Raw genomic sequence first — 25511 nt, 5'->3', positions numbered from 1 at the left:
CTGCCAACATCCGGCCTAAGGTAACAACCAGTTCATCTTTTGCCACATCTACGCCTAATACTTGTTTTACTGCCTCCATTACTAATATTTATAGTTATAAAAGTGATGAATCTCCCTTCGTCTTTTCTCCTGGCTGGATATTCTGGATAACAGGTTTGCCTGTTTCCTTACATTCTGTTCAGACTCTAAAAGATAATAAAAGAATGAGGCGATATCTTCGGATCAATATACTTCAATGAGTTATTTCTGAGAGAAACGGCTCTCATTCTTTTTCACTTTAATTTATACAAATCTAATTTGATTTATTAGCACTGCAAACATAGGAGGAGAGGGGGGGGCAGCTACACTCAATTGTTTTTGATTGTGCATAATTACTTTTATCATCAAATTGCCGGATTGTTGCGTTCCGGGCTTCTCTCTCCTTTTTTAACCTTACCCCAACTCCCTCTCCTAAGGAGAGGGGGCGGCTACACCCGATCGTCTGTGATACGTAGATTACCGGAAAAAACAACCAAACTTTACCCGTTTCCAGGCTCCGCTCTTCTTCGGAGAGGGGTTGGGGGTGAGGTCTCTACGCAATGGTGGTAGGAGTTGATATTCGGCTAAAGCCAAAAACGCGGCCTGCATTTATAACCCCTGACTAAAGTCAGGGGCAACACATCGCTATAATGCTTACGTATGTAATTGCAAACTGTGCCCGTTTCCAGGCTCCCCTCTCCTTTGGAGGGGGTTGGGGGTGAGGTTTCTAACCAATGGTAGGAGGAGTTGATATTAGGCTAAAGCCAAAAACGCGGCCTGAATTGTAACCCCTGACTAAAGTCAGGGACAACATATTGCTGCAATACTAAGCGTATAGATTCCAGACTGTACCCTTTTCCAGGCTCCCCTCTCCTTCGGAGAGGGGTTGGGGGAGAGGACTCTAAATGTGTTCAAATTCGGCTAAAGCCAAAAATGCGGCCTGCATTTGTAACCCCTGACTAAAGTCAGGGGCAACACATCGTTATAATGAAATTGCGTGTTTGATATGCCGTACTTTACCCGTTTCCAAGCTCCCCTCTCCTTTGGAGAGGGGTTGGGGGTGAGGTCTCTACGCAATGGTGGGAGCCGGTAATATTCGGCTAAAGCCAAAAACGCGGCCCGAATTGTAACCCCTGACTAAAGTCAGGGGCAACACATCGTTATAATGAAATTGCGTGTTTGATATGCCGTACTATACCCGTTTCCAAGCTCCCCTCTTCTTCGGAGAGGGGTTGGGGGAGAGGACTCTAAATGTGTTCAAATTCGGCTAAAGCCAAAAATGCGGCCTGCATTTATAACCCCTGACTAAAGTCAGGGGCATCGCTATAATGCTAACGTATGTAAATTGCAAACTATACCCGTTTCCCCCAACCCCTCTCCTTCGGAGAGGGGTTGGGGGTGAGGTTATTATCTATTGTGCCTAACTTATAAACAACCAATTGTCCTGATTGCCTTGCAATTAAAGCCTTTGGTGGTTATAATGCATTAATGGCTTCTCAGCCTGTTAACAATTTTGTGTTTTACATTTCTGTAAAATAGCGTATTTTTGATGTCTAAGCCCAAAGGCTTACCCTTTACCCTAATTACCCTAAAATCCATAGTTGTATGTACCTGATTTTTGACACTGAAACAACCGGATTACCCAAGCGCTGGGACGCCCCAATTACCGATACCGATAACTGGCCCCGCTGTATACAAATAGCCTGGCAGCTGCACGACGAGATGGGTGCCCTTATAGAGCACCAGGATTATATGGTGCGCCCCGATGGTTTTAATATACCGTATGATGCCGAGCGTATTCACGGTATTAGTACCGATCTTGCCTTGGAGCAGGGGCTTGCCTTGGCCGATGTGCTGGAAAAATTTAATATCGCGCTAAGCAAATCTAAATTTATAGTAGGCCAGAATGTTGGCTTTGACGTTAATATTATGGGCAGCGAGTTTCACCGCCACGGTGTACAGTCGCCCCTTGCTGCCATGAAGGTGCTGGATACCTGTACCGAAATTACAGCCGACCTTTTAAAACTACCCGGCGGGCGTGGGGGCAGGTTTAAACTGCCAACCCTTACAGAGCTGCACCAGTATTTGTTTGGCGAGCCGTTTGGCGAGGCCCACAATGCTACTGCCGACGTTGAGGCTACCACACGCTGCTTTCTGGAGCTTTTAAAAAGAGAAATTTTTACTAAAGAAGAGCTGGATGCGCCGCCAACCTATTTTCACGATTTCAGGATTGCCAACCCGCAGCCTATACAGTTAATCGGGCTTAAGCACATAAACCTTAAACAGGCCAGCGAAGAGGTACGCAAACGCCTTGAAAAACTTAAAGGGGCAGAGGCTGTTGAATATACGGCACCGGTGGTTACCCAAAACCTGGCCGATGTTAGTTTTGTGCACCTGCACAACCACACGCAGTTTTCGGTACTGCAAAGTACTATATCGGTGCCAGATCTGGTTAAGGCCGCCGCAAAGCTAAAGATGCCGGCCGTTGCCATGACAGACCATGCCAACATGATGGGGGCTTTCCATTTTGTGAGTGCCGCCTTTAATCATAACAAAGCTGCCGAGGCAAAAAACAAAGCGGCAATAGAGGCTGGTGAAGAGCCTACCGAGACTGTTGTTAAGCCTATTGTAGGTATTGAGTTTTTTGTTTGCGAAGACCATAAAGATAAATCACGTAAAGACAATGGTTACCAGATCGTGTTGATGGCCAAGAACAAAAAGGGCTATCACAATCTGGCAAAAATGTCGTCTATAGCGTATACTGCAGGTTTTTACTACGTGCCGCGTATAGACCGTAAAATTATAGAGCAGTATAAGGAGGATATTATTGTACTGTCGGGCAACCTCTACGGAGAAATCCCTAATAAGGTGCTTAATATTGGCGAAAACCAGGCCGAAGAAGCCCTTTTGTGGTGGAAAGCCCAGTTTGGCGACGATTTTTATATGGAGCTTATGCGCCACGGGCAGGAAGACGAGAACCGTGTAAACGAAACCCTTGTTAAACTGGCGCGCAAGCACAGCGTTAAGCTTATAGCCACTAACAATACCTATTATGTAGAAAAAGGCGACTCGCACGCGCACGATATTTTATTGTGTGTTAAAGATGGCGAAAAGCTGGCTACACCTAAAGGCCGTGGCCGTGGTTTCCGCTTTGGGTTACCCAATAGCGAGTACTACTTTAAGCCGGCCGATGCCATGAAGGAGCTGTTTAAAGACCTGCCCGATGCTATTGTAAACATTCAGGAAATTGTAGATAAGGTAGAGGCCTACTCGCTGTACCGCGATGTATTGCTTCCTAAATTTGATATTCCGGAAGAGTTTTTAATAGCCGAAGACGAGCAGGACGGTGGCAAGCGTGGCGAGAACAACTACCTAAGGCATCTTACTTATAAAGGTGCCGAAAAGCGTTATGGCGTTATTACCGATGACATTCGCGAACGCCTTGATTTCGAATTAAAAACCATTGAAAACAGTGGGTACCCCGGATATTTTCTTATCGTACAGGATTTTATTGCCGAGGCCCGAAACCTCGACGTTTCCGTTGGGCCGGGCAGGGGGTCGGCGGCAGGGTCGGTTGTGGCGTATTGCCTTAAAATAACCAACATAGACCCTATAAAGTACGATTTGCTATTTGAGCGTTTCCTGAACCCCGACCGTGTATCGATGCCCGATATTGATATCGACTTTGATGACGAGGGCCGTGGCCGTGTTATGGACTACGTTATTAATAAATACGGCTCCAGCCAGGTGGCGCAAATTATTACTTACGGTACCATGGCGGCAAAATCGTCTATACGCGATACTGCCCGTGTACTGGATTTACCCCTATTTGAAGCCGATAAAATTGCAAAGCTTATACCTAACCTTAAGCTGGCCAAGATATTTAGTTTAGATCCTGCGGCGTTAAAAGCGGCACTACGATCTGAAGAATATGAAAAGGTGGTAGAGCTTATTGCTATGGCTACGGGTAACGACCTTACCAGCGAGACCATCCAACAGGCAAAAGTACTTGAAGGGTCGCTGCGTAATACGGGTATCCACGCCTGCGGGGTTATCATTACCCCGTCGGACATTACCAACTACGTACCGGTGGCACTGGCTAAGGACTCCGACCTGTATGTTACCCAGTTTGATAACTCGGTGGTAGAGAGTGCCGGTTTGCTAAAAATGGACTTCCTGGGGTTAAAGACCCTTACGCTGATAAAAGATACCGTTAAACTGGTTAAATATAAAAGGAACATCGACCTTGATCCGGAAGAATTTCCGATAGACGATGTAAAAACATACGAGCTCTTTCAGCGCGGAGAAACCGTAGGGGTGTTTCAGTATGAGTCGCCCGGTATGCAAAAGTACATGAAAGACCTTAAGCCTACCGTGTTTGCCGACCTTATTGCCATGAACGCCCTGTACCGCCCGGGTCCGTTAGAGTACATTCCCAGCTTTGTGCGCCGTAAAAACGGCGAGGAAGAAATTAAATACGACCTTGATGCCTGCGAAGAGTACCTTAAAGAAACCTATGGTATTACGGTATACCAGGAGCAGGTAATGCTACTGTCGCAAAAGCTGGCCGGCTTTACAAAAGGTGAGGCCGACGTTTTGCGTAAGGCAATGGGTAAAAAGCAAAAAGACGTACTGGATAAAATGAAACCCAAATTTGTTGCCCAGGCAGCAGAAAAGGGGCATGATGCCAAAATGCTCGAAAAGATATGGAAAGACTGGGAGGCATTTGCAAGTTACGCGTTTAACAAATCTCACTCTACGTGCTATGCGTGGGTGGCATATCAAACAGCATATTTAAAAGCCCATTACCCTGCCGAATATATGGCGGCGGTACTAAGCAACAACATGAACGATATTAAGCAGGTAACCTTTTTTATGGAAGAGTGCAAGCGCATGGGGCTGCAGGTTTTGGGTCCCGATGTTAATGAGTCGTTCTATAAATTTACGGTTAACGATAGCAATGCCGTGCGTTTTGGCATGGGTGCTATAAAAGGTGTGGGCGCCGGTGCGGTGGCCACCATTGTAGAAAACCGCAAAACGGGGCATTACAAATCGATATTCGACCTTGCAAAACGTCTGGACCTAAGGGCGGCCAACAAAAAAGCATTCGAAAACCTGGCACTGGCCGGTGGTTTCGACTGTTTTGATAGTACACACCGCGCGCAATACTTCCACATGGATAACAGCGAGAATATTACCTTTTTAGAAAAGGCCATGCGCTACGGTTCTAAATTTCAGGAGAATGAAAACTCCAGCCAGGTAAGCCTTTTTGGCGAAGCCAGCGAAGTGCAGATTCCTGAGCCTGTTGTACCGCCCTGCGAAGAGTGGAGCACGATGGAAAAACTGGCCCGCGAAAAAGAGGTAGTGGGTATTTATATATCGGGCCATCCGCTGGACGATTATAAATTCGAAATGAAATATTTTTGCAATGCAAAGCTCGAGGCGCTTAAAAACCTGGAGCAGCATGTAAACAAAAACCTGAGTTTTGGGGGTATCATCTCTAACGTGCAGCACCGGGTAGCCAAGAATGGTAAGGGCTGGGCATCGTTTATGCTGGAAGGGTATGACGAAAGCTACGAATTCAGGATATACGGCGAGGAGTACCTTAAATTCAGGCACTTTTTAATAGGTAATAACTTTACGTACATGAAGGTTATGGTGCGCGAGGGATGGACCAACCAGGAAGGGAAAAAAGGCGAGCCAAGGCTTCAGTTTGTTGCCATACAATACCTTCAGGATGTACTGGGGGCGTTTGCCAAAAAGCTTATCATACAATTTAATGTAGCCGAATTGCAGGAGCAGCTTATCAACAACCTGTTTACGCTGTTTAACGGCAACAGGGGCGATAACCAGGTTACTTTTGAAGTTATGGAGCTCGAACGGGTTAAACGGCAGGTAGAGGTGGCTTCCGCGCCAAGCGTAAAAGAACCCGTAGATGAATTTGAAGAGGGCGAATTTGACGAGGTAGCCGTTGCCGAGAATATTATGACCGATGTAGAAGATATTCAGGTGGTTACCAAACTATCTATGCCAAGCCGTAAGTTAAAGGTAAAAATTTCGACTGAATTACTGCATGAGCTTGATAAGCTGCAAGTTAACTTTAAGCTTAATTAGCAAATAGTATTTAATTATGTGCTTATAGGCAAAAGCTATGGGTTTAACTTTATATTTAGATTATAATTATTAATTTTGTTAGCGCAATTACTATTAACAATAACATATCAAAAATATTATGGCACAAGCAATAACTGATGCTACTTTCGAAGAGTTAGTATTAAAATCAGATAAACCGGTATTAGTAGACTTTTGGGCAGCATGGTGCGGACCATGTAGAATGGTTGGCCCGATCATTGAAGAAATTGGACAAGAATATGAAGGTAAAGCCGTGGTTGGTAAAGTAGATGTAGATGCTAACCAGGAATTTGCCGCAAAATACGGTATCAGGAACATACCTACTGTTTTGGTTTTCCAGAACGGAGAGGTAGTTGGCCGCCAGGTAGGTGTTGCTCCTAAGCAAACCTACACTAACGCAATAGACGCTTTGCTATAAGCCCTGACCGATCAAATATAAAGAAGGCCTCAACGCAAGTTGGGGCTTTTTTTGTGCCTTATCATAATATAAAATATCCCTTGGTATATTTAAAATGCTGTTGGTATATTTTGGGTTTTGTATCCGTCAGGTTCAGGCTACATTCGTTCTGTCTAATTAAAAACTCAGAACGAAAAATGAAAAATCATGTAAAAATTATAATGGGCTTTATGTTGTTTTCGGCCTGCCTGCTGTGGTCGTGTTCGGGCGATGATGATGGTGGCGTTAAAGAAGATACCCCACCCGTAGCACAAACCGGCTTTACCACTATAGAGCGCCAATTTGCCAATCTGGACTGTAGTTTCTATAAACCAAATTCAGAAAATTATAAGGGCATTGTTACGTTGGGCAGCGGTAACGATCCGTTAGACCCATCAGAAGGTAGCCTTAACGATGGTTATCTTATTACCCTTGCGGGGAAACTGGCCGATGCCGGCTACATGGTAGCCATAGTGGCTTACAGGGATGAACCACCCGTAGGCGACAACTGGCAAAATTGGGCCTCTAATGCCACCATGCTTGCCGAAGACCTTAGCGATGTGGGTACTGATATAGCCGATGAATTTGGACTGGAACGCAGCGATATTGTTTTGGGTGGCAGCTCTTATGCCGCCAATGCGCTTATATCGCATTCGGCGTGGGGTACGGGCACCTTTGCCGATACAAAGGGCTTTATTGCCATAATGGGGTCGTCGTCGTTAGAAACGGCCCAGAACATCAAATCGCCCGTACTGGCCTTTGCCTGCAACGGCGAACCGTACGAGAGCAACTACGGGCAGTCTATTTACGATAATATAATATCGGCATCGGTAAAAAGCAAAAGCTACGGCTTTACCGATGCTACCTGCTCGGGCCACAGCACCAGTAACGGCTGGCAGGATGTTATAGTGCAAAAGGTGCAGGCCTGGCTTCCATAAATTATTTAATGTGTGTTTTTTGTGTGGGCCGCGCTGCAAGCGCGGCTTTTTTATGGGTGCTAAATAAGTAATTACAGCGTTCTTTTTAAAATTCAAATCGTTTCAATATCTTTGAGAAATGAAGATTGATAGCCAGTTAGAAAAAATATCGGCATTTGCCAACCTGGAGCTTTTGGCCAACCAGATTGTGGAGGGCTTTATATCGGGCATGCATAAGAGTCCGTTTCACGGGTTTTCGGCAGAGTTTGCAGAGCACAAGGTGTACAACGCCGGAGAGAGCACTAAAAACATCGACTGGAAGCTGTATGCGCGTACCGACAGGTTGTACTCTAAACGTTATGAAGAGGAAACCAACCTGCGCTGCCATTTAATTATAGACAACTCATCGTCTATGCATTACCCAAAGCTAAAAGACGGGCAGCAGTTTTACGAAAATAAAATAGGCTTCTCTGTGCTGGCTTCGGCCGTGCTAATGGATCTTTTAAAGCGCCAGCGCGACGCCGTGGGGCTAAGTGTTTATTCTGATACTTACGAGTTTTACGCCCCCGAAAAAGGCAGCGGAAGGCACCACAGGATGCTGATAGACAAGCTGGAAGGGGTACTTACGGCCCCGGTAGCGGCAAAAAACACCGATACCACCACTTTTTTACACCAGATTGCCCAGAAAATGCACCGCCGGTCGATGATAATCCTGTTTACAGATATGTTTCAGCCGGGTAACGATGAGGCGCTTTTTGAAGCCCTGCAGCATTTAAAGCACGATAAGCACAAGGTGGTTTTGTTTCATGTAATAGATAAAAAAACCGAGCTGAGCTTTGATTTTGATAATACGCCGCGTAAATTTATTGATATGGAAAGTGGCGAACAGGTTGACCTGTATGCCGAAAATGTAAAAGAAGAGTACGAAAAACTGGTGGCGGCCTACTTTAAAAAGGTAGCCGATACCTGCATACAGTACCGTATTAAGTATGTGCCGGTTTCGGTAGACGAAAAATTTGAAAAAATTTTAACCACCTACCTTGTTGAAAAACAAAAGTTTGGGTAAATGGCATAAAAAATATTAAGCATTTGTTGTAAAAACGTTTGCAGAAATCAAAAGGAGTTGTATATTTGCAACCGCAATAAAGCACTGGTTTGGTAGTTCAGTTGGTTAGAATACATGCCTGTCACGCATGGGGTCGCGGGTTCGAGTCCCGTCCAGACCGCCAGTAAGCAAGAAAGCCTTTCGTTTAATCGAAAGGCTTTTTTTGCCAAAATATCTAAGATTAGTTGTGTTGTTTATGCCACGCCTGGCGTGGTAGGTTTAGTAGTTAGACCAATGAAAAGCTTTCCATTTAGTTGGGGGGCTTTTTTGATTTAAAGGGCATAAAAAAAAGTTGAAAAAAATAGTGGGAAAGCGAAAAAAGAATGTATATTTGCACCCGCTATAAAGCACTGGTTTGGTAGTTCAGTTGGTTAGAATACATGCCTGTCACGCATGGGGTCGCGGGTTCGAGTCCCGTCCAGACCGCCAGTAAAAAGGAAAGCCTTTCGTTTAATCGAAAGGCTTTTTTTATGGGGTAAAGTTTTCTATTTAAGTAAGTTCTTTTTTACTCCTCCCAAGATGTATAGTTAATGTTGTTCTCATTGTGGCGCTTTAGTATATCATCCATCACGGCTTTATAGGCATTAGATAATTCGGGTTGTGATTCTTTCATACTATTGGTTTTACATCTAAGATACGAATAAGTGTGTAATGTTTTTGTGTTCAGCTCTGGAGGAGCGGCATATCTATAGCAGTTATAATAAGCGTATGTCCTGAGCTCCGGAGGAGCGGTATATATCTATGATTAATTCCCTACGGGAAAATAGGTTCGCTATAAATAAATTATTCCTACCGAAATATAATCCCTACGGGATATATGTGTGTTGCCCTTTTCCCGTTAGGGAAATAATTTCGGTAGAAATAGCTTGTTAGTGCAGAATATCTTTCCCGTTAGGGAATTAATGGTATTCATTTAACCTGATTACAAACGTCCTCTTCCTGCGATTTTACCCCAAATTATCCCCACTAAATAAATTTTCCTTATTTTTGGATGATAGTACCACGTACAATTGCCCGTTTAATGAAAAAAACCTTCCTTTTATTATTTCCGTTGCTTGTGGTTTCCTGCCAGTATTTTGATAAGCAGGTGCCCGATGAAAACGAACTGTTACAACAGCGCCTAAAGGAAATTAACTGGAAAGAGGTAAGCAGCTACCCATCGTTGCCGGAATGCGATGTTATAACCGATAAGAACCTTAAGAAAGAGTGTTTTTTCTCGGCCATGACGCGCCTCGTGCAGGAAAAACTGGGAGCCGATACCATTGCACTGCTTTATCCTGAAATTGATACCATACAGGTTATGGTTACGGTATACCCGGATGCTACTTTAAAATTCGAACCTAAATTCCCCAAAGACAGCGTAAGCTACGATACGGTTAAGATTGACAGTATTTTAAAGGCCCGCCTGATAGATTTTCCAAAAATAGAACCGGCCCAGAAGGAAGGCGTACCGGTAACATCGCAATTTATATTGCCTGTTATTCTTGATGTGGCGCCGCAGTAGTTTCGGCTCTGACCGATTTAAACCGCAATACATAATAACTGCCTATAGTTACCGGTATTACAATGTTTAACAGCCATTGCAGGGTGGCGGCAAAAATTACGATCCATTCCGTCACGCCCATTTTCCCAAAGAAAAATACCGCAACACTGCCCCTTACGGCAAAGTCTAAAAACTGGAAGTTAGGCAGCGCCGACCCTAAAAAGTATACGCCCGCAATAGCGCTTATCATTACCGGATAGGGCAAATGCACGCCAAATGCTAAAAATATAAGATAGTGCTGGTGTATAATGCTAAGGTAGCGCCCGGTGGCCAATAGCATATTTTTGCGGTGGGTGGCTTTGGGCAGCTCGTTTATTTTGGTAAACAGCAAATGCAGCGAGTAGCCTTTAATAGTTATTTTACGCGATGCAAACACGGTAATTATAATGGCGGCCAGTATGGCTAAAATAATTAGTAGTAATGTAGTGGGTACAACGTTGTACAGGGCGTTAAAAACAATTAGCCCGGCAAGGCCCAGCACTATGGCAATAACCATTTGTATGCCATTGCAAATAAGGTTTAAAAAAACAATTTGCTTAGCCTGGTCTTTTTTGTAGTAGAGTGCCTTGGCGGCATATTCGCCTACTCCGTTGGGGGTAAACACACCTGCGGTAACGGCGGCAAAAACCTGGTCGGCAGCACGGGCAAATGAGAGCGGCACAAAACTATTAACAAGGTTTTGCCATTTAAAGATCTCTAAAAAGCGGTTTAAAAACGTAAAAAGCAGGATGCCGAAAATAAGCCAGCCGGCGTGTTTTTGCTGGGTGGCGTGGCTTAGGTGTTGCCAGTCTAAATTCTCATCGTTGGCAATGCGGTTGTATATAAAATAAAATGCACCGCCCACAACTAAAAGTTTGGCTATAAAAACAAGGAAATGTTTAGCTTTGCGGGGTAGGGCAACCATCCTGCAAAAGTAAAGAAATAAAATTGGCAAACGAACGCATAATATTAGGTATAGACCCCGGCACCACCATTATGGGCTTCGGACTCATAAAAGTGGTAAACAAAAGCATGCAGTTTTTGCAGCTTAACGAACTTATACTAAACAAGTACGACGATCATTACATGAAACTTAAGGTAATTTTTGAGCGTACCATAGAACTTATAGATACCCATCATCCTGACGAAATTGCCATCGAGGCACCTTTTTTTGGCAAGAACGTTCAGTCTATGCTTAAGCTGGGCAGGGCGCAGGGTGTTGCTATGGCAGCGGGCCTTTCGCGCCAGATACCCATTACCGAATACGAACCCAAAAAAATTAAAATGGCCATTACCGGCAACGGTAACGCCAGTAAAGAGCAGGTGGCAAAAATGCTGCAACAGCTGTTAGGCCTTAAAGAGCTGCCCAAAAACCTGGATAGTACCGACGGACTTGCCGCTGCCGTGTGCCACCATTTTAATACAGGTAAGCCCACTGTTTCGGGCAAAAGCTACACCGGCTGGGATGCTTTTATAAAACAAAACCCCGGTAAAGTAAAATAAAGGGCCTGCGCCAGTTAGCTATAACGGTTTAGTATTTGCTTTAGCCTTATTTTACTGCGTTTGTTACGTGTTGGTTAAAAAATAGTTATATTTTCGCGGCCACTAACGTAACCATTTTTAACATGAAAAAACTTTATGCACTAAAGGCAGTTGTGCTTGTGCTGTTCGTATCATTATTCGCATCGTGTTCAGACGATGATAGCTCATCTACAGACAATAACAACAACCCAACCCCGATTGAACAACATTTTGATTACAGCTACGATGGCCAGGTGGTACCGGTTACCATACTGCAGGCTGTTCGCGTTGAAGACCATTTCGCGGTAAGCGCTACTACTGCCGACGGCCTAAAGAATGTAGAAATTGAGTTTAACAAACACGGCAATTTGGTTGAAGCGCTGGCTATTAACGGTTTTGACTGGCAGGCAGCCTATTACTACAACAAATCGAACTATTTTACATTTACCTTAATTGAAATAGACGAAGAGAACAAAACCATTGAAGGTACTTTTTCTGGAAAAGTATTTGACGATGAATATGATATTACATCTGATTTTAATACCGTTTCGGGTAGCTTTAAGGTGGTGTATACCGAAGAGCAACCACAGGTGGCAGGCCTGCATTTTGATGCTGCCATAAACGGCACCAACTGGTACGGCACAGGGTCTAACCAGTCGTTTGACCTTGCTGGTAAAGCTGAACTTTCTAACGTAAGCGATGATAAATACGAGCTTACATTGGTTATTAATACTGATGAGGTAGCTACCGGCACGTATGTATTTAATAACGACTCGGCGTTTAATAAAGTAAAAGTAGGCATCTTTAACCCTGCTGAAGGATATGCGTTGGATACAGACATAAACAGCGGTACCCTTACCATAACACAAATTACCCCGGGTACATTATATACAATAATAGAGGGCACATTTAGTGTTACGGCTACAGACCCAGCAACGGGCCAGGCCATTACTGTAACTAACGGAAGCTTTAAAACTGCTTACGATAACAATTAACAGCCTCAATAAAAATAGCTAAGCCGGGATTTGTCCCGGCTTTTTTATTGGTTGTAATACCGTTATCTTTGCAAACAACAAAATAGCATGGCAGGCATTTACATACACATACCTTTTTGCAGGCAGGCATGCCATTACTGCGATTTCCATTTTAGTACCTCTACCAAAAAGCAGGGCGAAATGGTGTTGGCCATTGCAAAAGAAATTGCCATGCGTAAAGGTGAGTTTGCCGGCCAGACCGTAGAAACCATTTACTTTGGCGGGGGTACGCCATCGGTATTAAGCAATGCCGAAATACAGCTGCTTATAGCTGCCGTGTACCACAACTATACGGTGGGTGCCAACCCCGAAATTACCCTTGAAGCCAACCCCGACGATCTTTCGCCCTCCCGGATTGTTGAATTATCAAATTCGCCCATTAACCGGCTGAGTATTGGTATACAATCGTTTTTTGAGGAAGACCTCAAACTTATGAACCGCGCCCACAACGCGCTTGAGGCGGAAGCTTGTCTGGCCGAGGCCGTTAAGCATTTTGATAACATTTCCATCGACCTTATTTACGGTACCCCGGGAATGAGTAATGAGCGGTGGCTGCACAATGTAAATAAGGCACTGGCATTTGGGGTTCCGCACATTTCCAGCTATGCCCTTACGGTAGAGCCTAAAACCGCCCTGTACAAATTTGTAAAAAGCGGCGCCATTGCCCAACCGAGTGATGAGGTGGCGCAGGAGCAGTTTATGCTGTTGGTAGATACGCTACAAGAACACGGTTTTGTGCATTACGAGCTTTCTAACTTTGGTAAAGAGGGCTACTTTTCTAAAAACAATACGGCCTACTGGCTGGGTAAAAAATATATTGGCATTGGCCCTTCGGCGCACAGCTATGATGGCGTGTACCGTAGCTGGAACATTGCCAACAATGCCTTGTACCTAAAGGCGATTGAGGCAGGCGAATTTCCATCAGAAAAAGAAAAGCTTACCATAGCCGACCGGTATAACGAGTATGTTATGACGGGCCTGCGCACCATCTGGGGCGTATCGGTAGACCGGGTAGAGGCGGAATTTGGCAACCTGTATAAAAAATATCTGCTTACAGAAGCTGCCCAATACATTGCACAAGGGCTGCTAAGCCTTGAAAACGGCGTACTAAAAACCACCCGCGAAGGAAAGTTCCTGGCCGATGGCCTTGCAAGCGATTTGTTTTTTATAAATTTGGACTAACGTCTTTTAAGCTATAACGCAAAGTTTCGCAAACCTGCCTGCGGTAGGCAGGGAAGGCACAAAGTTTCACAAAGAGTATATGAAAGCTACCATTGATTATAACACTACTACATTTACTGTAGACCTCTCTAACCCTATAGACATTTCGTTACCTCTTACCGGCAGCGGGCACAACCCCATTGCGTGGTATTTGGAGCAGCCGGTTATTGCACCGGTTACTATGGGCGACTGGGTAGGTAAAGTCGGCCAGGGGTCGTCTACCAATTTTAATAACATTTTTTTTAACCCGCATGCACATGGCACCCATACCGAGTGCCTGGGGCATATTACTAAAGCGTTCTATAGCATCAATAAGGCCTTAAAAACGTTCTTTTTTGTGGCTGAGGTAATCTCGGTACAGCCGGAAGCGGTGGGAGACGACCTGGTTATCTCTAAAGCGCAAATAGAGGCTGCCCTTGGCGGGAAAACTGTTGAGGCGATAGTTATCCGTACGCTGCCCAACGAGGCCGCTAAACAGTCTAAAAACTACAGCCACACCAATCCGCCGTACCTGCACCACGATGCCGCGGCATTCATCCGCGAAAGCGGGATAGATCATTTACTAATCGACCTGCCCAGTGTAGATAAAGAAAAAGACGAAGGCCTGCTGCTGGCGCACAAAGCATTCTGGAATGTTACTAATACAGACACCCTTAATGCCGATGCCCGCCACAACGCCACCATAACCGAAATGGTTTTTATTCCGGACACCGTGCCCGATGGCACCTACCTGCTAAACCTGCAAATAGCAAGTTTTGAAAATGATGCCAGCCCCAGTAAACCGGTACTTTATGGATTGCTGGAGGATTAGATTTTTGGATTTTTAGATTGTCAGACAGGACTTTATGACTTTCGACTTTACGACTTTGAAACTCTGCAACTCCCTAACTTTACTCCCATGAAAACCCTTATACAGCTTGAAGAAGCCGCTATGCTCAGCCTCGGCATTTACCTTTTTAGCCTGCTGCCGTTTGCGTGGTGGTGGTTTCCGGCACTTATATTAGTGCCCGATTTTGCTATGCTGGGGTATGCCTTTGGTGCAAAAGCCGGGGCGTGGGCGTACAACCTTGCGCATCATAAGGGTGTGGCAATTGCGCTGTATATTGCGGGTGTGTATGCAGGTCAGCCAACTTTACAGCTTGTCGGGGTTATTTTGTTTGCACACTCCAGCATGGACCGCCTTTTTGGCTACGGACTTAAATATGAAAAAGGCTTTAAGTTTACCCACTTAGGCGAAATAGGTAAGTAAAACTCTGCAACTTTGAGACTCTGTAACTTTAAAAACTTTATGACAATAACCGACTTTTACGACTACTGCCTTTCTAAAAAAGGTGTAACCGAACATTTTCCGTTTGATGAAGATACGCTGGTGTTTAAGGTGGGTGGCAAGATGTTTGCACTGTCGTCGCTTAGTAATTGGGAGAGCGGCAAGGCAGCCGTTAACCTAAAATGCGACCCCGAACGTGCTGTAGCGCTTAGAGAAGAGTACAGCGGGGTAGTGCCGGGCTTCCACATGAGCAAGGTGCACTGGAACACCGTAACCATTAATAGCGATGTGCCGGTTAAGGTGCTGCGCGAACTGATAGACCATTCGTACGAATTGGTGTTTAACAGCCTGACAAAAAAGGGCCGCGAAGAAATTTTGCATAAAGATAATTAGGAAATTAAAACCACTTTGGTAACTTTGAAACTTCAATTACTTTTTAATTTATGAAAGAGCATATTAAAAATTTCCTTAACGAGGAGCAGGACCCTAAAGCCATAGAAAAAATAACTTCTAAACTAAGCGACCTGCTCATGAAAAATGAGGAAGTTGGCTATATTGGCGTACAAAAAAAGCCTGCCATTACTGTTTTTCCGGATAGTATTGTGCTTACCAACAAACGTATTATTATGTGTAAGCCTAAAAACCTTGGGCTTTCGATGGATTTTACCGATTATCCGTGGAGCCTTATTAGCGGCGCTTTTGTAAAAGAAAATATTTTGGGCAGCGAGTTCTCGTTTACCACCAATACAGATATTACTGTTTCTATAGATTATATACCTAAAACACAGGCACGTAAAATATACACGTTTGCCAAAGAGCAACTGGAGCTTTTAAAAGAAGGCCCTGCCGTGGCTGCAACACCGGCACAGCCTGTTTTTGAAGAGCCTGCCCCTGTTGCCCAGCCTGAGCCTGAGCCGGTTGCTGCTGTTGCAGAAGAGCCACAGCCTGTTGAAGAGGAAATTGAAGAAATGGAAACCGAAGAGGTTAACGATTTTGCCGAGATAATGCCGGCGGCACCACCTGCACCGGTATATACTGAAGCTCCTGCGCCTGCGCCGCAAGCACCTGCTGCTAAAGAGGGCCTTGCCGCATTAAGCAAAGAAGAGCTGTTTGATAAATTGCAGAACTACAAAAAGTTACTGGATAACGGGCTGATATTGCAAGGCGAATATGATGCCTTTAAAAAAGAGATATTAGCTTATTTATAATACCACAGCCCTGCAACGCGGGGCTTTTTAATAATAAACGCTATGGCCAAAAATATAGAAGAATTAATACCGCACCGCGCACCGTTTTTATTTGTGGATGAAATTACACACGTAAGCATGGAAGAGATCGTGGCGGTAAAAACTTTTGAAACCTGCGAGACGATGCTAAAAGACAGCTTTACCGATTGCTGCTCTGTGCCGGGCACTATACTTATAGAGTCGATTGCGCAGGCCGGTGGTGCGGGCATACGCCTGCTGGGCATTACCGATGGTATTTTTGCACTGGTACAAATAGAGTCGGCGCAATTTTTTGCCGGGGTGCCGTTTAACCAGGAGGTTAAGTATGTTATTAAGAACATCCGCATGAGCGAAAAAATTATAAAGCAAAGCGGTAAGGCCTACGTAGGCGATAACGAGGTGATGGAAGTTACCTGGATGTCGATAAAAATAGGCGAACGCCATACTACGTAGTGATTACGATTATAATATAACAGCCCCGCATTGCGGGGCTGTTTGTGTTTTATAGGGGCGTCTCTACGACCATCACGCGGAAATGCTTTGCGTGGCTACATCACACCCTTTTGTTTTTCGGCAAACTTATCGGCTTGCATTTCGAGCATTTCTATGGCTTTCTTTTTCTTGTAGTTGTAGAGTTCGCGGTCGTTTCTAATTTCGCCATACACATCATCATAAATGCCGGCATCGGTAGTGCGAAGCAGTTCGCGCTGGTGGTTGTTTTGTGCCAGGTTGGTTTTAACGGCGGCCTCGGTATCTTCCAGCTTAAAGTCGTATTCGCCTTTTGGCGAAAGCAGCTTGGCTATAATAGGCGATGTTTCGATAGCTAAAAACAACAGCATAATAAACAGCGATGGCAAAAACGGCAGTTTGTTGAGCGCATTAATACGCGCCATCAGTCCGTCGAAGCCATCAATAACCGGCTGGGTATCGGCAATTTTTTTATCCAGGTCGGCCTGCAGGGTAATGGCCTGCTTATCGTTAGCGGCAATTTTATCGGTATTGGTTTTGCGTAGGGCCTCCAGCTCTTTAAGGGCAGCATCGTGCTTGTCGCGCTTTTCTTTATACACAGGGCCTTTGCCTAACTTCATGGTGCCTTTGGTACCCTCGGCTTCGGTAATATACGTGCCGTAAAGGGCGTTTACTTCCTTTTCTTTTTTTATGATTTCTGCCTTAAGGCTATCGGTCTGTGCCTTGTTCTTGTCGAGATCCGACTTAAAAAAACTGGCTACCTGCTTTTTGTTGGCAAGGGCCATATCGTTTTTTTCTTTAAGCAAAACGGTGTTTATCTCCTTTTCAAAAATCTTAATTTCTAAAGGCTTAGAGATAACAATGGCAATAATAACGGCAAGGATAATACGCGGGGTAGCCTGTAGCAGCTCACTCCCAAATTTATCGCGCTTGCGGATGGTAGACACAATAAAACGGTCTAAGTTAAAGATAAGCAAGCCCCATACCAGCCCAAAAAAGGTGGCGGTGTATACATTATCAAAAACGGTGTAAAGGGCATAAGAGGCGGCTATCCAGGCCAGGAGTGCGGTAAAAAATACGGTGGCGCCAATACCGGCATACTTGTTTTGTTCTCCGTTAGAACAGGAATAGATAATGTTTTTATCTGCCCCGGAGCAGGTAATAAAAAAACGCTTTAACATGATGATTGTTTTTGATGATTGATGATGTTTATTAAACTGCTTGATTAGGGCAGGCAATACAAAGGTAACGTGTTTTTTAATGCGATGTTGTAACGGCTTGGTATGTTTTGGTTTAGGGCATAAAAAAATCTGCCACGGCGGGCAGATCTCTTATCACTAAACTCAAAAAAATTAATTTTTTACATTAAGGCTTATCGGCAGTTGATACGATGCCCTTACCGGTTGTCCGTTAACTTCGCCCGGTGCCCATTTGGCCGAGCCTTGTAAAACACGAATGGCTTCTTCGGCAGCGCCGTGGCCGGTACCGTCGCGTAACACGGTAAGGTCGGTTAACGATCCGTCTTTTTCAACCACAAACGATACATAGAGTTTAAAGTTGCCGTTTAGCTCTTCGGGTACTTTAAAGTTCTTGCCCACATATTGGTAAAAAGCAGTCATGCCACCCGGATATTCGGGCTGTTTTGTAAGCTTAGCCGAATTTATAACGGCACCGCTGTGCTTTGCGGTAACGCTGTCTGGTACTATCGTCAATACCTCTTTTGTGCCGGGTTTGTCTGCATCCTGATTTTCAGGCACTGTCTGTTGTACATCTTTTGTTGTGGTTTCATCGGCACACGATACCAGTACTAAACCGGCAAATAAGGGCACAATAGCCAGTTGTTTAACCGTGGCTAAAAGGCGTGGAGTGGTTTTTGTCATCATAAGTAAACGTTTTTTAGTTATAGCAAAATTGAGGTTGCTGGCTAAAGAAAATGTAACGCTATGGGCGGCCTTTTCTACAAGCAGCTTTTGGTAGGTAATAACATTGTATGAGGCATTTACCACAGTTTCATCGGCAAGGAACTCGTGGTTTAGCTGTATGGCTTTTTTGTAAAAATAGAGTAAGGGGTTAAACCATAACAGGGTTTTAAGCAGCTCTATAAAAAGCACATCTAAGGTGTGTTTTTGGTAGGCATGTGCCAGCTCGTGGGTGTAGAGTTCGCCCTCAATACCCATAGCCTCGTGCTCTTGTTTGTTGATAAATATGTAGTTTAAAAACGTGTGCGGCAATACATTGTCTGGCACCAGCACCAGTACGGCACCTTTGTACGGCAGGGTAGGGTTGTGGCTCACCTTATTTTTAAAGTGTAGCAGGTTGTTGGCAAAGCGCGCCAACAGCAATAACGTTACTACCCCATAAATAGCCCACACAATGTAAGGCAGGTAGTTGGTGCTGGCGTTAGATATTACCAGGGGCGACAGCAGTATGGTAGTTAGCCCGTTAATGGGTTGCGCAATGGCTGCATTCTGGAACCGGATGTTGATAAATGGCAATGCTATTGAGAAAACAAGGCTTGCCAGCAGGTAGAACCGGTTAAAGCGGTGCATTTTTTCTCGCGCTAAAAAAACAAGGTACACAGCCAACAACAGGGCCATGCTAAGGGTCGATTTTATAAGGAAATCTGTCATTTGCTGTTTCTTTTTAATTGCAGAATCGGATCATTTAGGTGTTTAAAGCCAGATAGTTATGACTTTTTTGCCGACTTTGCGGCTCTTGCCCTTTCTCTTTGAGCCTTGGCGCTATCCTTTTCTACGTGGGCACCGTCTAAAACTTCTCTTCTACTACCTTTTAAAGAATCTCTTTTTGCAAGAAGGGTTTCCCTCTGTTTCATAATTTTAGCCCTTTCGGCAAAAACTCTGGCCCTGCGGGCTTCGGCGTCGGCCTTATCTTTAACGGTGTCGGTGGTATTTGTAAAACCTTCCGCGATTTTGGGCGGAGCAGCTTCGGCTTTAGTCTTACTATCGGTTGCCTTTTTTGGGGCTGAATAGCTGCCGGTAACTACGGTGTAAGTATCGCTGCCAAATTTTTTATACGAATTTTCAAGGTTGGCATCAAAGTAATCGTGCGTGTATAAATTGAATTGGTACGGCTGCGGATTAGCCTTTGTCTGCGCATTTTTATACACGGCACTGCCATAGTAAAAGGCAAAATCTGTAATACTAAACTTGTTGAGCACTGCATTATCTACGCGCTTGCCATCTATCCATACGCCATAGGTCGTGCTATCTTTTAGATCAGCGTACTGCTTAGCGGTAAGCTGTTTTTTTTGCGTAGGGCCAGGCACATCCATAAGGTATTTATCTTTTTCGGCTTCGGTAAGCTGTTCGTAAGGCTTGTCGATCAGTGTTTTGCGCTTATCGTTTTTTACCACAATACGTACACCGGCATAATAACTGTCGCGTTTGACTTTGTTTGTAGCGGCGTGGCTGCTTTGTTGTGAAGCGGGTAGCTCTTCTACAAACACAGTAGTGTTAATAATGGGCGAGGTTTGCGCAACGGTTTGGGTACAAAGTGCATAAATAAGCCCGGCAATTACCGGCAGGGCGGCAAGCTTAAGCAGTAGCGCTTTGCTTTTGGGTGTGGCTTTTGTCATCATCATAAAACGTTTTTTGGTTACACTATAATTAAGGCTGCTTGCCAGCTGAAATGCCATTTGGGGCACCGCCTTTTGTAGCAGCAGTTGTTGGTAAATTACTATGTTATTGCTTTGGTTAACAACGGTTTCATCGGCCAGAAACTCGTGGTTAAGCTGTATGGCTTTTTTGTAGAAGTACAGCAGTGGGTTAAACCACAGCACGGTTTTAAGCACTTCTATAAAAAGTATGTCGACCGAATGTTTTTGCCTAACGTGCGCCAGCTCGTGGGTATACAGTTCCTGCTCTATAGTGTTCTGTTCGTAGTCTTCTTTACTCACAAATATGTAGTTTAGAAACGTATGCGGAATTACGTTGCCCTCCATCAACACCAGTGTAGCATTTTGATGCGGCCGCGACGGATTATGGTTGACCTGCCTTAAAAAGTGGCGTATATTTTTTGCGAACCTAAGTGCCAGTGCCACAGTTACCAGCGCATATATAGCCAAAAGTAAGGGCATGGTATAATCTACAGGTTGTTGAGGTGTTGGTGCAATCGTAAAGTTTTGGATTTCGATTGGCCGGGCAGGCAGGGGGGCTTGGGCAACTGCTTCTGTATAAATGGTAAAGCTTATAAAAGGCACTGCTAACGAGAACATTAGGGCAAACAGCAGGTAGAACCGGTTAAAGCGGTGCATTTTTTCGCGCGCCAAGAACACATGGTACACGGCCAGCAGCAGGGCCATGCTGAGGGTCGATTTTATAAGGAAATCCATCATTGCTGTTAGTTTTAAATTTTGATTGATGCTTTATCCTTCAACTATTAGTTATGTTTAGCACTGTCTTTGTGTCGTGTGCTTTTTATATCCTTTTCCGGAATTTGGGGCATGCCGGATATTGCCTTAGCTTCTTCCCAGCTTAATGATCTACCGCTTTCGTTTATCATCCAGTATTCTACCGCAGGTATAATTTTCCCCTTTTTAGATACGTCGCAGCCCGGTAGGTTCATTTTTTGGGAATCGGTCAGGCCTGCATAGTCTTTGGGTATGGCAGTGTTATCGCTTTTAATAATGTAAAATTTTGTGTTTTTATAATACTCCGGCTTGTTCATGTTGTTGTTAAATGACGTTACTTTATATTCGTCGCCGCTGTAATGGTCGCGTTGCTGAATGTACTTTTTAAAATAGGCCGGTGTATACAAATGAAACTGATAAGGCTGTGGATGCTGTTTTGTACGTGCATTTTTAAATACAGAGCTGCCTGTAAAATATGCAATATCCGCCGCTTTATAATTAGTTAACACTTTGTTGTTTACATTTTTGTCGTCTATCCATAAGGCAAATTGGTTTTTGTTTTTCCAGCTTTCAAATTCTTTGGTAGAGGGCTGTTTGGCTACGGCTGCATCGGGCACAATAAACCAGTAGTTGCGTTTTTGCTCAAGCGTAAGTTGTTCGTAGGGTTTATCAATATAAATATCACTCTCTTTATCAGTAATAATTACACGAACGCCCGAGAAGTACTTATCCCGCTTTATATCTTTTTCGGTAAGACTGTCACTAATGTTAGTGGTTTGGGATTTTTTCCGGGTACCGGCAGGTTGGTTAACCTGCGCAACGGTTTCTATACACAGCAGGGCAACCATGCCGGCAATAACAGGTAATGATACTAACTTTAATAGTAAGGCTTTAGATTTAGTGGTTGTGGCTTTTGTCATCATATTGAAACGCTTTTTAGTGACAGAGAAATTAAGGCTGCTTGCCAGCTGGTACTGTGTGGGTGGCAACGCTTTAATAAGCAGCAATTGCTGATACGATGCAACATTATTTACCTGTTGCAGTACGCTTTCATCGGCCAGGAACTCGTGGTTAAGCTGTATGGCTTTTTTGTAGAAGTACAGCAGCGGGTTAAACCATAGTATGGTTTTAAGTACTTCTATAAACAAAATATCAAGCGTGTGCTTTTGGGCAACGTGTGCCAGCTCATGCAGGTATAATTCTTCTTCAATTATATTGCACTCGTGCTCTTCTTTACTTATAAAAATATAGTTTAAAAAGGTATGCGGCAGTACTTTTTTGTCTAACAACACCAGCGTTGCAGTATCATGATCTTGTGATTGATGTTTTGATACCAGCTTTTTAAAATGCCATATGTTTCCTGTAAATTTTAAGGCTAACACCAAGGTTATCAACCCGTAGATAAGCCAGGGCAGATAACTCAGGTAGTCTATAGGGGCTTCGGTTACTATTTGTGACGCTACCGTTGTTGGGACATCATAAGTTAGATGTTGCGTTGCCATTGCAGGAGTTACAACAGGCTCATATTCGGTATAAACTTCTATTGTTATAAAAGGCAACGCTATTGAGAATGCCAGTGCAAACAACAGGTAGAATCGGTTAAATATAAACAGCCGCTCTTTTTGTAGCAGCAGGTAGTACACTCCTAAAAGGAGCGTCATGCTTACGGTTGACTTTAATAAAAAATCTGTCATTGCTGTTTCTTTTTGATTTCAGAATCGATGATTTTTTTAAGTTCTTCGAGCTCGGCGCTGGTCATGTTGCTTTCCTGGGTAAAGAACGAGGCAAATTGCGATGCCGAATTGTTGAAGAAATTCTTGATCATGCCGTTCATTTGCTTAGAAAAGTAGTCGGATTTTTTTACAGCCGGAAAATACTCGCGGCTCTTGCCATATTCTTTATAACCTACAAAGCCTTTATCGGTCATTCGCTTTAAAAGCGTGGCCACGGTTGTCGCGGCAGGCTTAGGATCGGGAAAGAGGTCGAGCAGATCTTTCATAAATGCTTTTTCCAGTTTCCATAATAATTGCATTAGCTGTTCTTCGGTTTTTGTCAATTGCATGTTCTACAACTTTAGAATTGTTTCTACAAATGTAGAATAAAAATGTATCCGACCTAATTTTTTTTGAAAATATTTTTTGTGATGAAGATTTTGATGAAAATTTTTGATGAAGATTTAAGTAGTGGAATATACCGATTGGTATAAAAAATAAAAAGCACTTTTGAGACTTAAAAAAATATACCGATTGGTATATTTTGAGGTAAAAGCATAAAAAAATCTGCCTTGTTGGGGCAGATTTAGTTGCAGATTAACCGCTATATTTTACTGTATCTTGTAATCCAAAAGTGAAATATCAAGCACAAATTACTTAGAAAGCTCGGTAAAATGTTTGTAAAATAACGGAATGGTTTCGATACCTTTTAGGTAATTAAAGATGCCAAAATGCTCGTTAGGGCTGTGGATGGCATCGCTATCAAGGCCAAAACCCATCATAATAGTCTTGCTTTTAAGCTCTTTTTCAAACAATGCCACTATCGGGATGCTGCCTCCGGAGCGTACCGGAATGGGCTTAATGCCAAAGCTTTCTTCGTACGCCAGGGCTGCGGCTTTGTAGCCAACAATCTCAATAGGAGTAACATACGCCTGCCCGCCGTGGTGTGGCTTAACCTTAACGGTAACACCTTTAGGGGCAATGCTGGTAAAGTGTTTGGTAAAAAGTTGGGTAATTTCGTTCCAGTCCTGTGCCGGTACAAGGCGCATCGATATTTTGGCGTATGCCTTGCTGGCAATCACGGTTTTAGCACCTTCGCCGGTGTAGCCACCCCAAATTCCGTTAACATCTAAAGTCGGGCGGATGGAGTTACGCTCGTTGGTGGTGTAGGTGGCCTCGCCGTAAACATCCTCAATATCAAGGGCTTGCTTATAAGCATCGAGAGAGAAAGGCGCTTTAGCCATCTCGTCGCGCTCTTCGCGGCTAAGCTCTTCAACCTTATCATAAAAGCCGGGTATGGTAATGTGGTTGTTTTCGTCGTGCAGTTGGGCTATCATCTTGGCTAACACGTTAATAGGGTTGGCAACAGCACCACCGTACAGGCCAGAGTGCAGGTCGCGGTTAGGGCCCGTAACCTCTACCTCTACATAGCTAAGGCCTCTAAGTCCTGTAGTAATAGAGGGTTGCGTGTTAGATATCATGCCGGTATCCGATATAAGTATCACATCGTTAGCCAATTTGTCCTGATTGCGCTCTACAAACCAGGCCAGGCTTGGCGACCCAACCTCTTCTTCGCCCTCTATCATAAACTTAACGTTGCAGGGCAGGCTGTTGGTTTGTACCATGAATTCCAGCGCTTTAACGTGCATATACATCTGGCCTTTATCGTCGCACGCACCGCGGGCAAAGATAGCGCCATCGGGGTGAAGGTCCGTCTTTTTAATAACAGGCTCAAACGGCGGAGACGACCACAGCTCTACCGGGTCGGCCGGCTGAACATCATAATGGCCATACACTAAGATGGTTGGTAGGTTTTTGTCTATAAATTTTTCGCCGTAAACAATAGGGTAGCCGGGCGTTTCGCAAATTTCAACGTGGTCGCAGCCTGCTTTTTCCAGGCTGGCCTTAACGGCATCGGCAGTGTTTATTACGTCCTGAGAATAGGCGCTATCGGCACTAACCGACGGTATTTTAAGCAATTCTATAAGTTCATTTATAAATCGGTCTTTGTTTTGGCCGACATAGTTTTTTATGTTATCCATTATAAATTAGAGATATACGATTGAGCATCAAAAATACGAAAAAATAAAACTAAAAAAAGTTACAATTTTAATTTGAAATTTGGAAAACAGTTGTATATTTGCACCCGTAATAATGAAACGCTTATCGGTTACATTATCTGCCTGCGGGTGTGGTGAAATTGGTAGACACGCCAGACTTAGGATCTGGTGCCGCAAGGTGTGTAGGTTCGAGTCCTATCACCCGCACAACACAAAAGCCTCTGATTTTCAGGGGCTTTTTTTGTTTATCTCTCCTCCGGTTTCAAATTAAACAACCGTGCAAATTCCCTATTTATTTTTTTGATGACACCTTTAGTTATTTGATTAACAGGTGTTTTTGTGAGAAAAACATTAGCTTTAATTAAGATGATTGCGAACTTAAAACCTTAATTAGTACTATTTGTACTACATGTTAGGCATTGTGCTAATTGTTCATTGGTTCCTGATGATTATATCCGGATAAATGGTTGTGTATAATAAAATAGCTGATTTTGAGTAATTTA

20 protein-coding genes and 3 tRNA genes are annotated in these 25511 nt (G+C 44.0%); 16 read left to right on the top strand and 7 right to left on the bottom strand.

Annotated elements, in window-relative coordinates:
• The first annotated feature begins 1623 nt into the window (after window positions 1-1623).
• The 7 genes from dnaE (at window position 1624) to G509_RS0106070 (ending at window position 10112) form a co-directional block, all read left to right on the top strand.
• Window positions 1624-6132: a DNA polymerase III subunit alpha gene (dnaE, locus tag G509_RS0106105; protein ID WP_026990705.1), complete on the top strand. Its 4509-nt coding sequence runs from the start codon at window positions 1624-1626 to the stop codon at window positions 6130-6132.
• Between the two features lie 118 nt (window positions 6133-6250).
• Window positions 6251-6568, top strand: coding sequence for a thioredoxin (gene trxA, locus G509_RS0106100; protein ID WP_026990704.1), 318 nt, complete (start codon window positions 6251-6253; stop codon window positions 6566-6568).
• 176 nt (window positions 6569-6744) lie between these two features.
• Complete coding sequence (locus G509_RS0106095; protein WP_026990703.1) at window positions 6745-7524, top strand: alpha/beta hydrolase; 780 nt, start codon at window positions 6745-6747, stop codon at window positions 7522-7524.
• A gap of 118 nt (window positions 7525-7642) precedes the next feature.
• Window positions 7643-8569 (top strand): DUF58 domain-containing protein, encoded by a 927-nt coding sequence (locus G509_RS0106090; protein ID WP_026990702.1) that lies wholly within the window; start codon window positions 7643-7645, stop codon window positions 8567-8569.
• A gap of 86 nt (window positions 8570-8655) precedes the next feature.
• Window positions 8656-8732 (top strand) — tRNA-Asp (locus G509_RS0106085).
• 228 nt (window positions 8733-8960) lie between these two features.
• Window positions 8961-9037, top strand: a tRNA-Asp gene (locus tag G509_RS0106080).
• A 592-nt stretch (window positions 9038-9629) separates the two neighbouring features.
• Window positions 9630-10112 (top strand): hypothetical protein, encoded by a 483-nt coding sequence (locus G509_RS0106070; protein ID WP_026990701.1) that lies wholly within the window; start codon window positions 9630-9632, stop codon window positions 10110-10112.
• Here the strand turns inward: G509_RS0106070 and G509_RS0106065 are convergent.
• Window positions 10087-11055 (bottom strand): lysylphosphatidylglycerol synthase domain-containing protein, encoded by a 969-nt coding sequence (locus G509_RS0106065; RefSeq protein ID WP_026990700.1) that lies wholly within the window; start codon window positions 11053-11055, stop codon window positions 10087-10089. The genes G509_RS0106070 and G509_RS0106065 overlap by 26 nt on opposite strands.
• 23 nt (window positions 11056-11078) lie before the next feature.
• Here G509_RS0106065 and ruvC point away from each other — a divergent pair, with 23 nt between their 5' ends.
• The 8 genes from ruvC to G509_RS0106025 all read left to right on the top strand — a co-directional run bounded on the left by ruvC (window position 11079) and on the right by G509_RS0106025 (window position 16852).
• Window positions 11079-11633 carry a crossover junction endodeoxyribonuclease RuvC gene (ruvC, locus tag G509_RS0106060; RefSeq protein WP_026990699.1) on the top strand — a complete coding sequence of 185 codons (555 nt, stop codon included), beginning with the start codon at window positions 11079-11081 and terminating at the stop codon, window positions 11631-11633.
• 122 nt (window positions 11634-11755) lie between these two features.
• Window positions 11756-12646 carry a DUF6252 domain-containing protein gene (locus G509_RS0106055; RefSeq protein WP_026990698.1) on the top strand — a complete coding sequence of 297 codons (891 nt, stop codon included), beginning with the start codon at window positions 11756-11758 and terminating at the stop codon, window positions 12644-12646.
• Between the two features lie 87 nt (window positions 12647-12733).
• Window positions 12734-13867 carry a radical SAM family heme chaperone HemW gene (gene hemW, locus G509_RS0106050; protein ID WP_026990697.1) on the top strand — a complete coding sequence of 378 codons (1134 nt, stop codon included), beginning with the start codon at window positions 12734-12736 and terminating at the stop codon, window positions 13865-13867.
• 79 nt (window positions 13868-13946) lie between these two features.
• A complete protein-coding gene (locus G509_RS0106045) occupies window positions 13947-14717 on the top strand; it encodes a cyclase family protein (protein ID WP_026990696.1) in 771 nt (256 codons plus the stop codon).
• Window positions 14718-14804: 87 nt separating this feature from the next.
• Window positions 14805-15155 carry a DUF4260 domain-containing protein gene (locus G509_RS0106040; RefSeq protein ID WP_026990695.1) on the top strand — a complete coding sequence of 117 codons (351 nt, stop codon included), beginning with the start codon at window positions 14805-14807 and terminating at the stop codon, window positions 15153-15155.
• A gap of 39 nt (window positions 15156-15194) precedes the next feature.
• Complete coding sequence (locus G509_RS0106035; RefSeq protein ID WP_026990694.1) at window positions 15195-15566, top strand: MmcQ/YjbR family DNA-binding protein; 372 nt, start codon at window positions 15195-15197, stop codon at window positions 15564-15566.
• A 50-nt stretch (window positions 15567-15616) separates the two neighbouring features.
• Window positions 15617-16381, top strand: a complete 765-nt coding sequence (locus G509_RS0106030) for a PH domain-containing protein (protein WP_026990693.1) — start codon at window positions 15617-15619, stop codon at window positions 16379-16381.
• Between the two features lie 42 nt (window positions 16382-16423).
• Window positions 16424-16852 carry a 3-hydroxyacyl-ACP dehydratase FabZ family protein gene (locus G509_RS0106025; protein WP_026990692.1) on the top strand — a complete coding sequence of 143 codons (429 nt, stop codon included), beginning with the start codon at window positions 16424-16426 and terminating at the stop codon, window positions 16850-16852.
• Between the two features lie 95 nt (window positions 16853-16947).
• Here G509_RS0106025 and G509_RS0106020 read toward each other — a convergent pair whose 3' ends face one another.
• From G509_RS0106020 to G509_RS0105995, 6 genes are all read right to left on the bottom strand, one after another.
• Window positions 16948-18048: a DUF4407 domain-containing protein gene (locus G509_RS0106020; RefSeq protein WP_026990691.1), complete on the bottom strand. Its 1101-nt coding sequence runs from the start codon at window positions 18046-18048 to the stop codon at window positions 16948-16950.
• A gap of 171 nt (window positions 18049-18219) precedes the next feature.
• Complete coding sequence (locus G509_RS0106015; RefSeq protein ID WP_026990690.1) at window positions 18220-19497, bottom strand: M56 family metallopeptidase; 1278 nt, start codon at window positions 19495-19497, stop codon at window positions 18220-18222.
• 56 nt (window positions 19498-19553) lie between these two features.
• On the bottom strand, window positions 19554-21221 hold the full coding sequence (locus G509_RS22770; protein ID WP_081663245.1) for a M56 family metallopeptidase: 1668 nt from the start codon (window positions 21219-21221) through the stop codon (window positions 19554-19556).
• Window positions 21222-21265: 44 nt separating this feature from the next.
• Entirely contained in the window at window positions 21266-22930 is a 1665-nt protein-coding gene (locus G509_RS21550) for a M56 family metallopeptidase (RefSeq protein ID WP_081663244.1), read from the bottom strand.
• Window positions 22927-23298, bottom strand: a complete 372-nt coding sequence (locus G509_RS0106000; RefSeq protein WP_026990689.1) for a BlaI/MecI/CopY family transcriptional regulator — start codon at window positions 23296-23298, stop codon at window positions 22927-22929. Before G509_RS0106000 ends, G509_RS21550 begins: the two co-directional genes overlap by 4 nt.
• A 303-nt stretch (window positions 23299-23601) precedes the next feature.
• Window positions 23602-24990, bottom strand: coding sequence for a dipeptidase (locus tag G509_RS0105995; RefSeq protein ID WP_026990688.1), 1389 nt, complete (start codon window positions 24988-24990; stop codon window positions 23602-23604).
• Between the two features lie 143 nt (window positions 24991-25133).
• On the opposite strand from G509_RS0105995, the gene G509_RS0105990 reads away from it, so the two are divergent.
• Window positions 25134-25215 (top strand) — tRNA-Leu (locus G509_RS0105990).
• The last annotated feature ends 296 nt before the right edge of the window (window positions 25216-25511 follow it).

This window comes from Flavobacterium subsaxonicum WB 4.1-42 = DSM 21790 (genome assembly GCF_000422725.1).
GTDB lineage: Bacteria > Bacteroidota > Bacteroidia > Flavobacteriales > Flavobacteriaceae > Flavobacterium > Flavobacterium subsaxonicum.
Note: the sequence above shows the minus strand (reverse complement) of the source record. Positions and strands in the feature narration are given on the sequence as shown.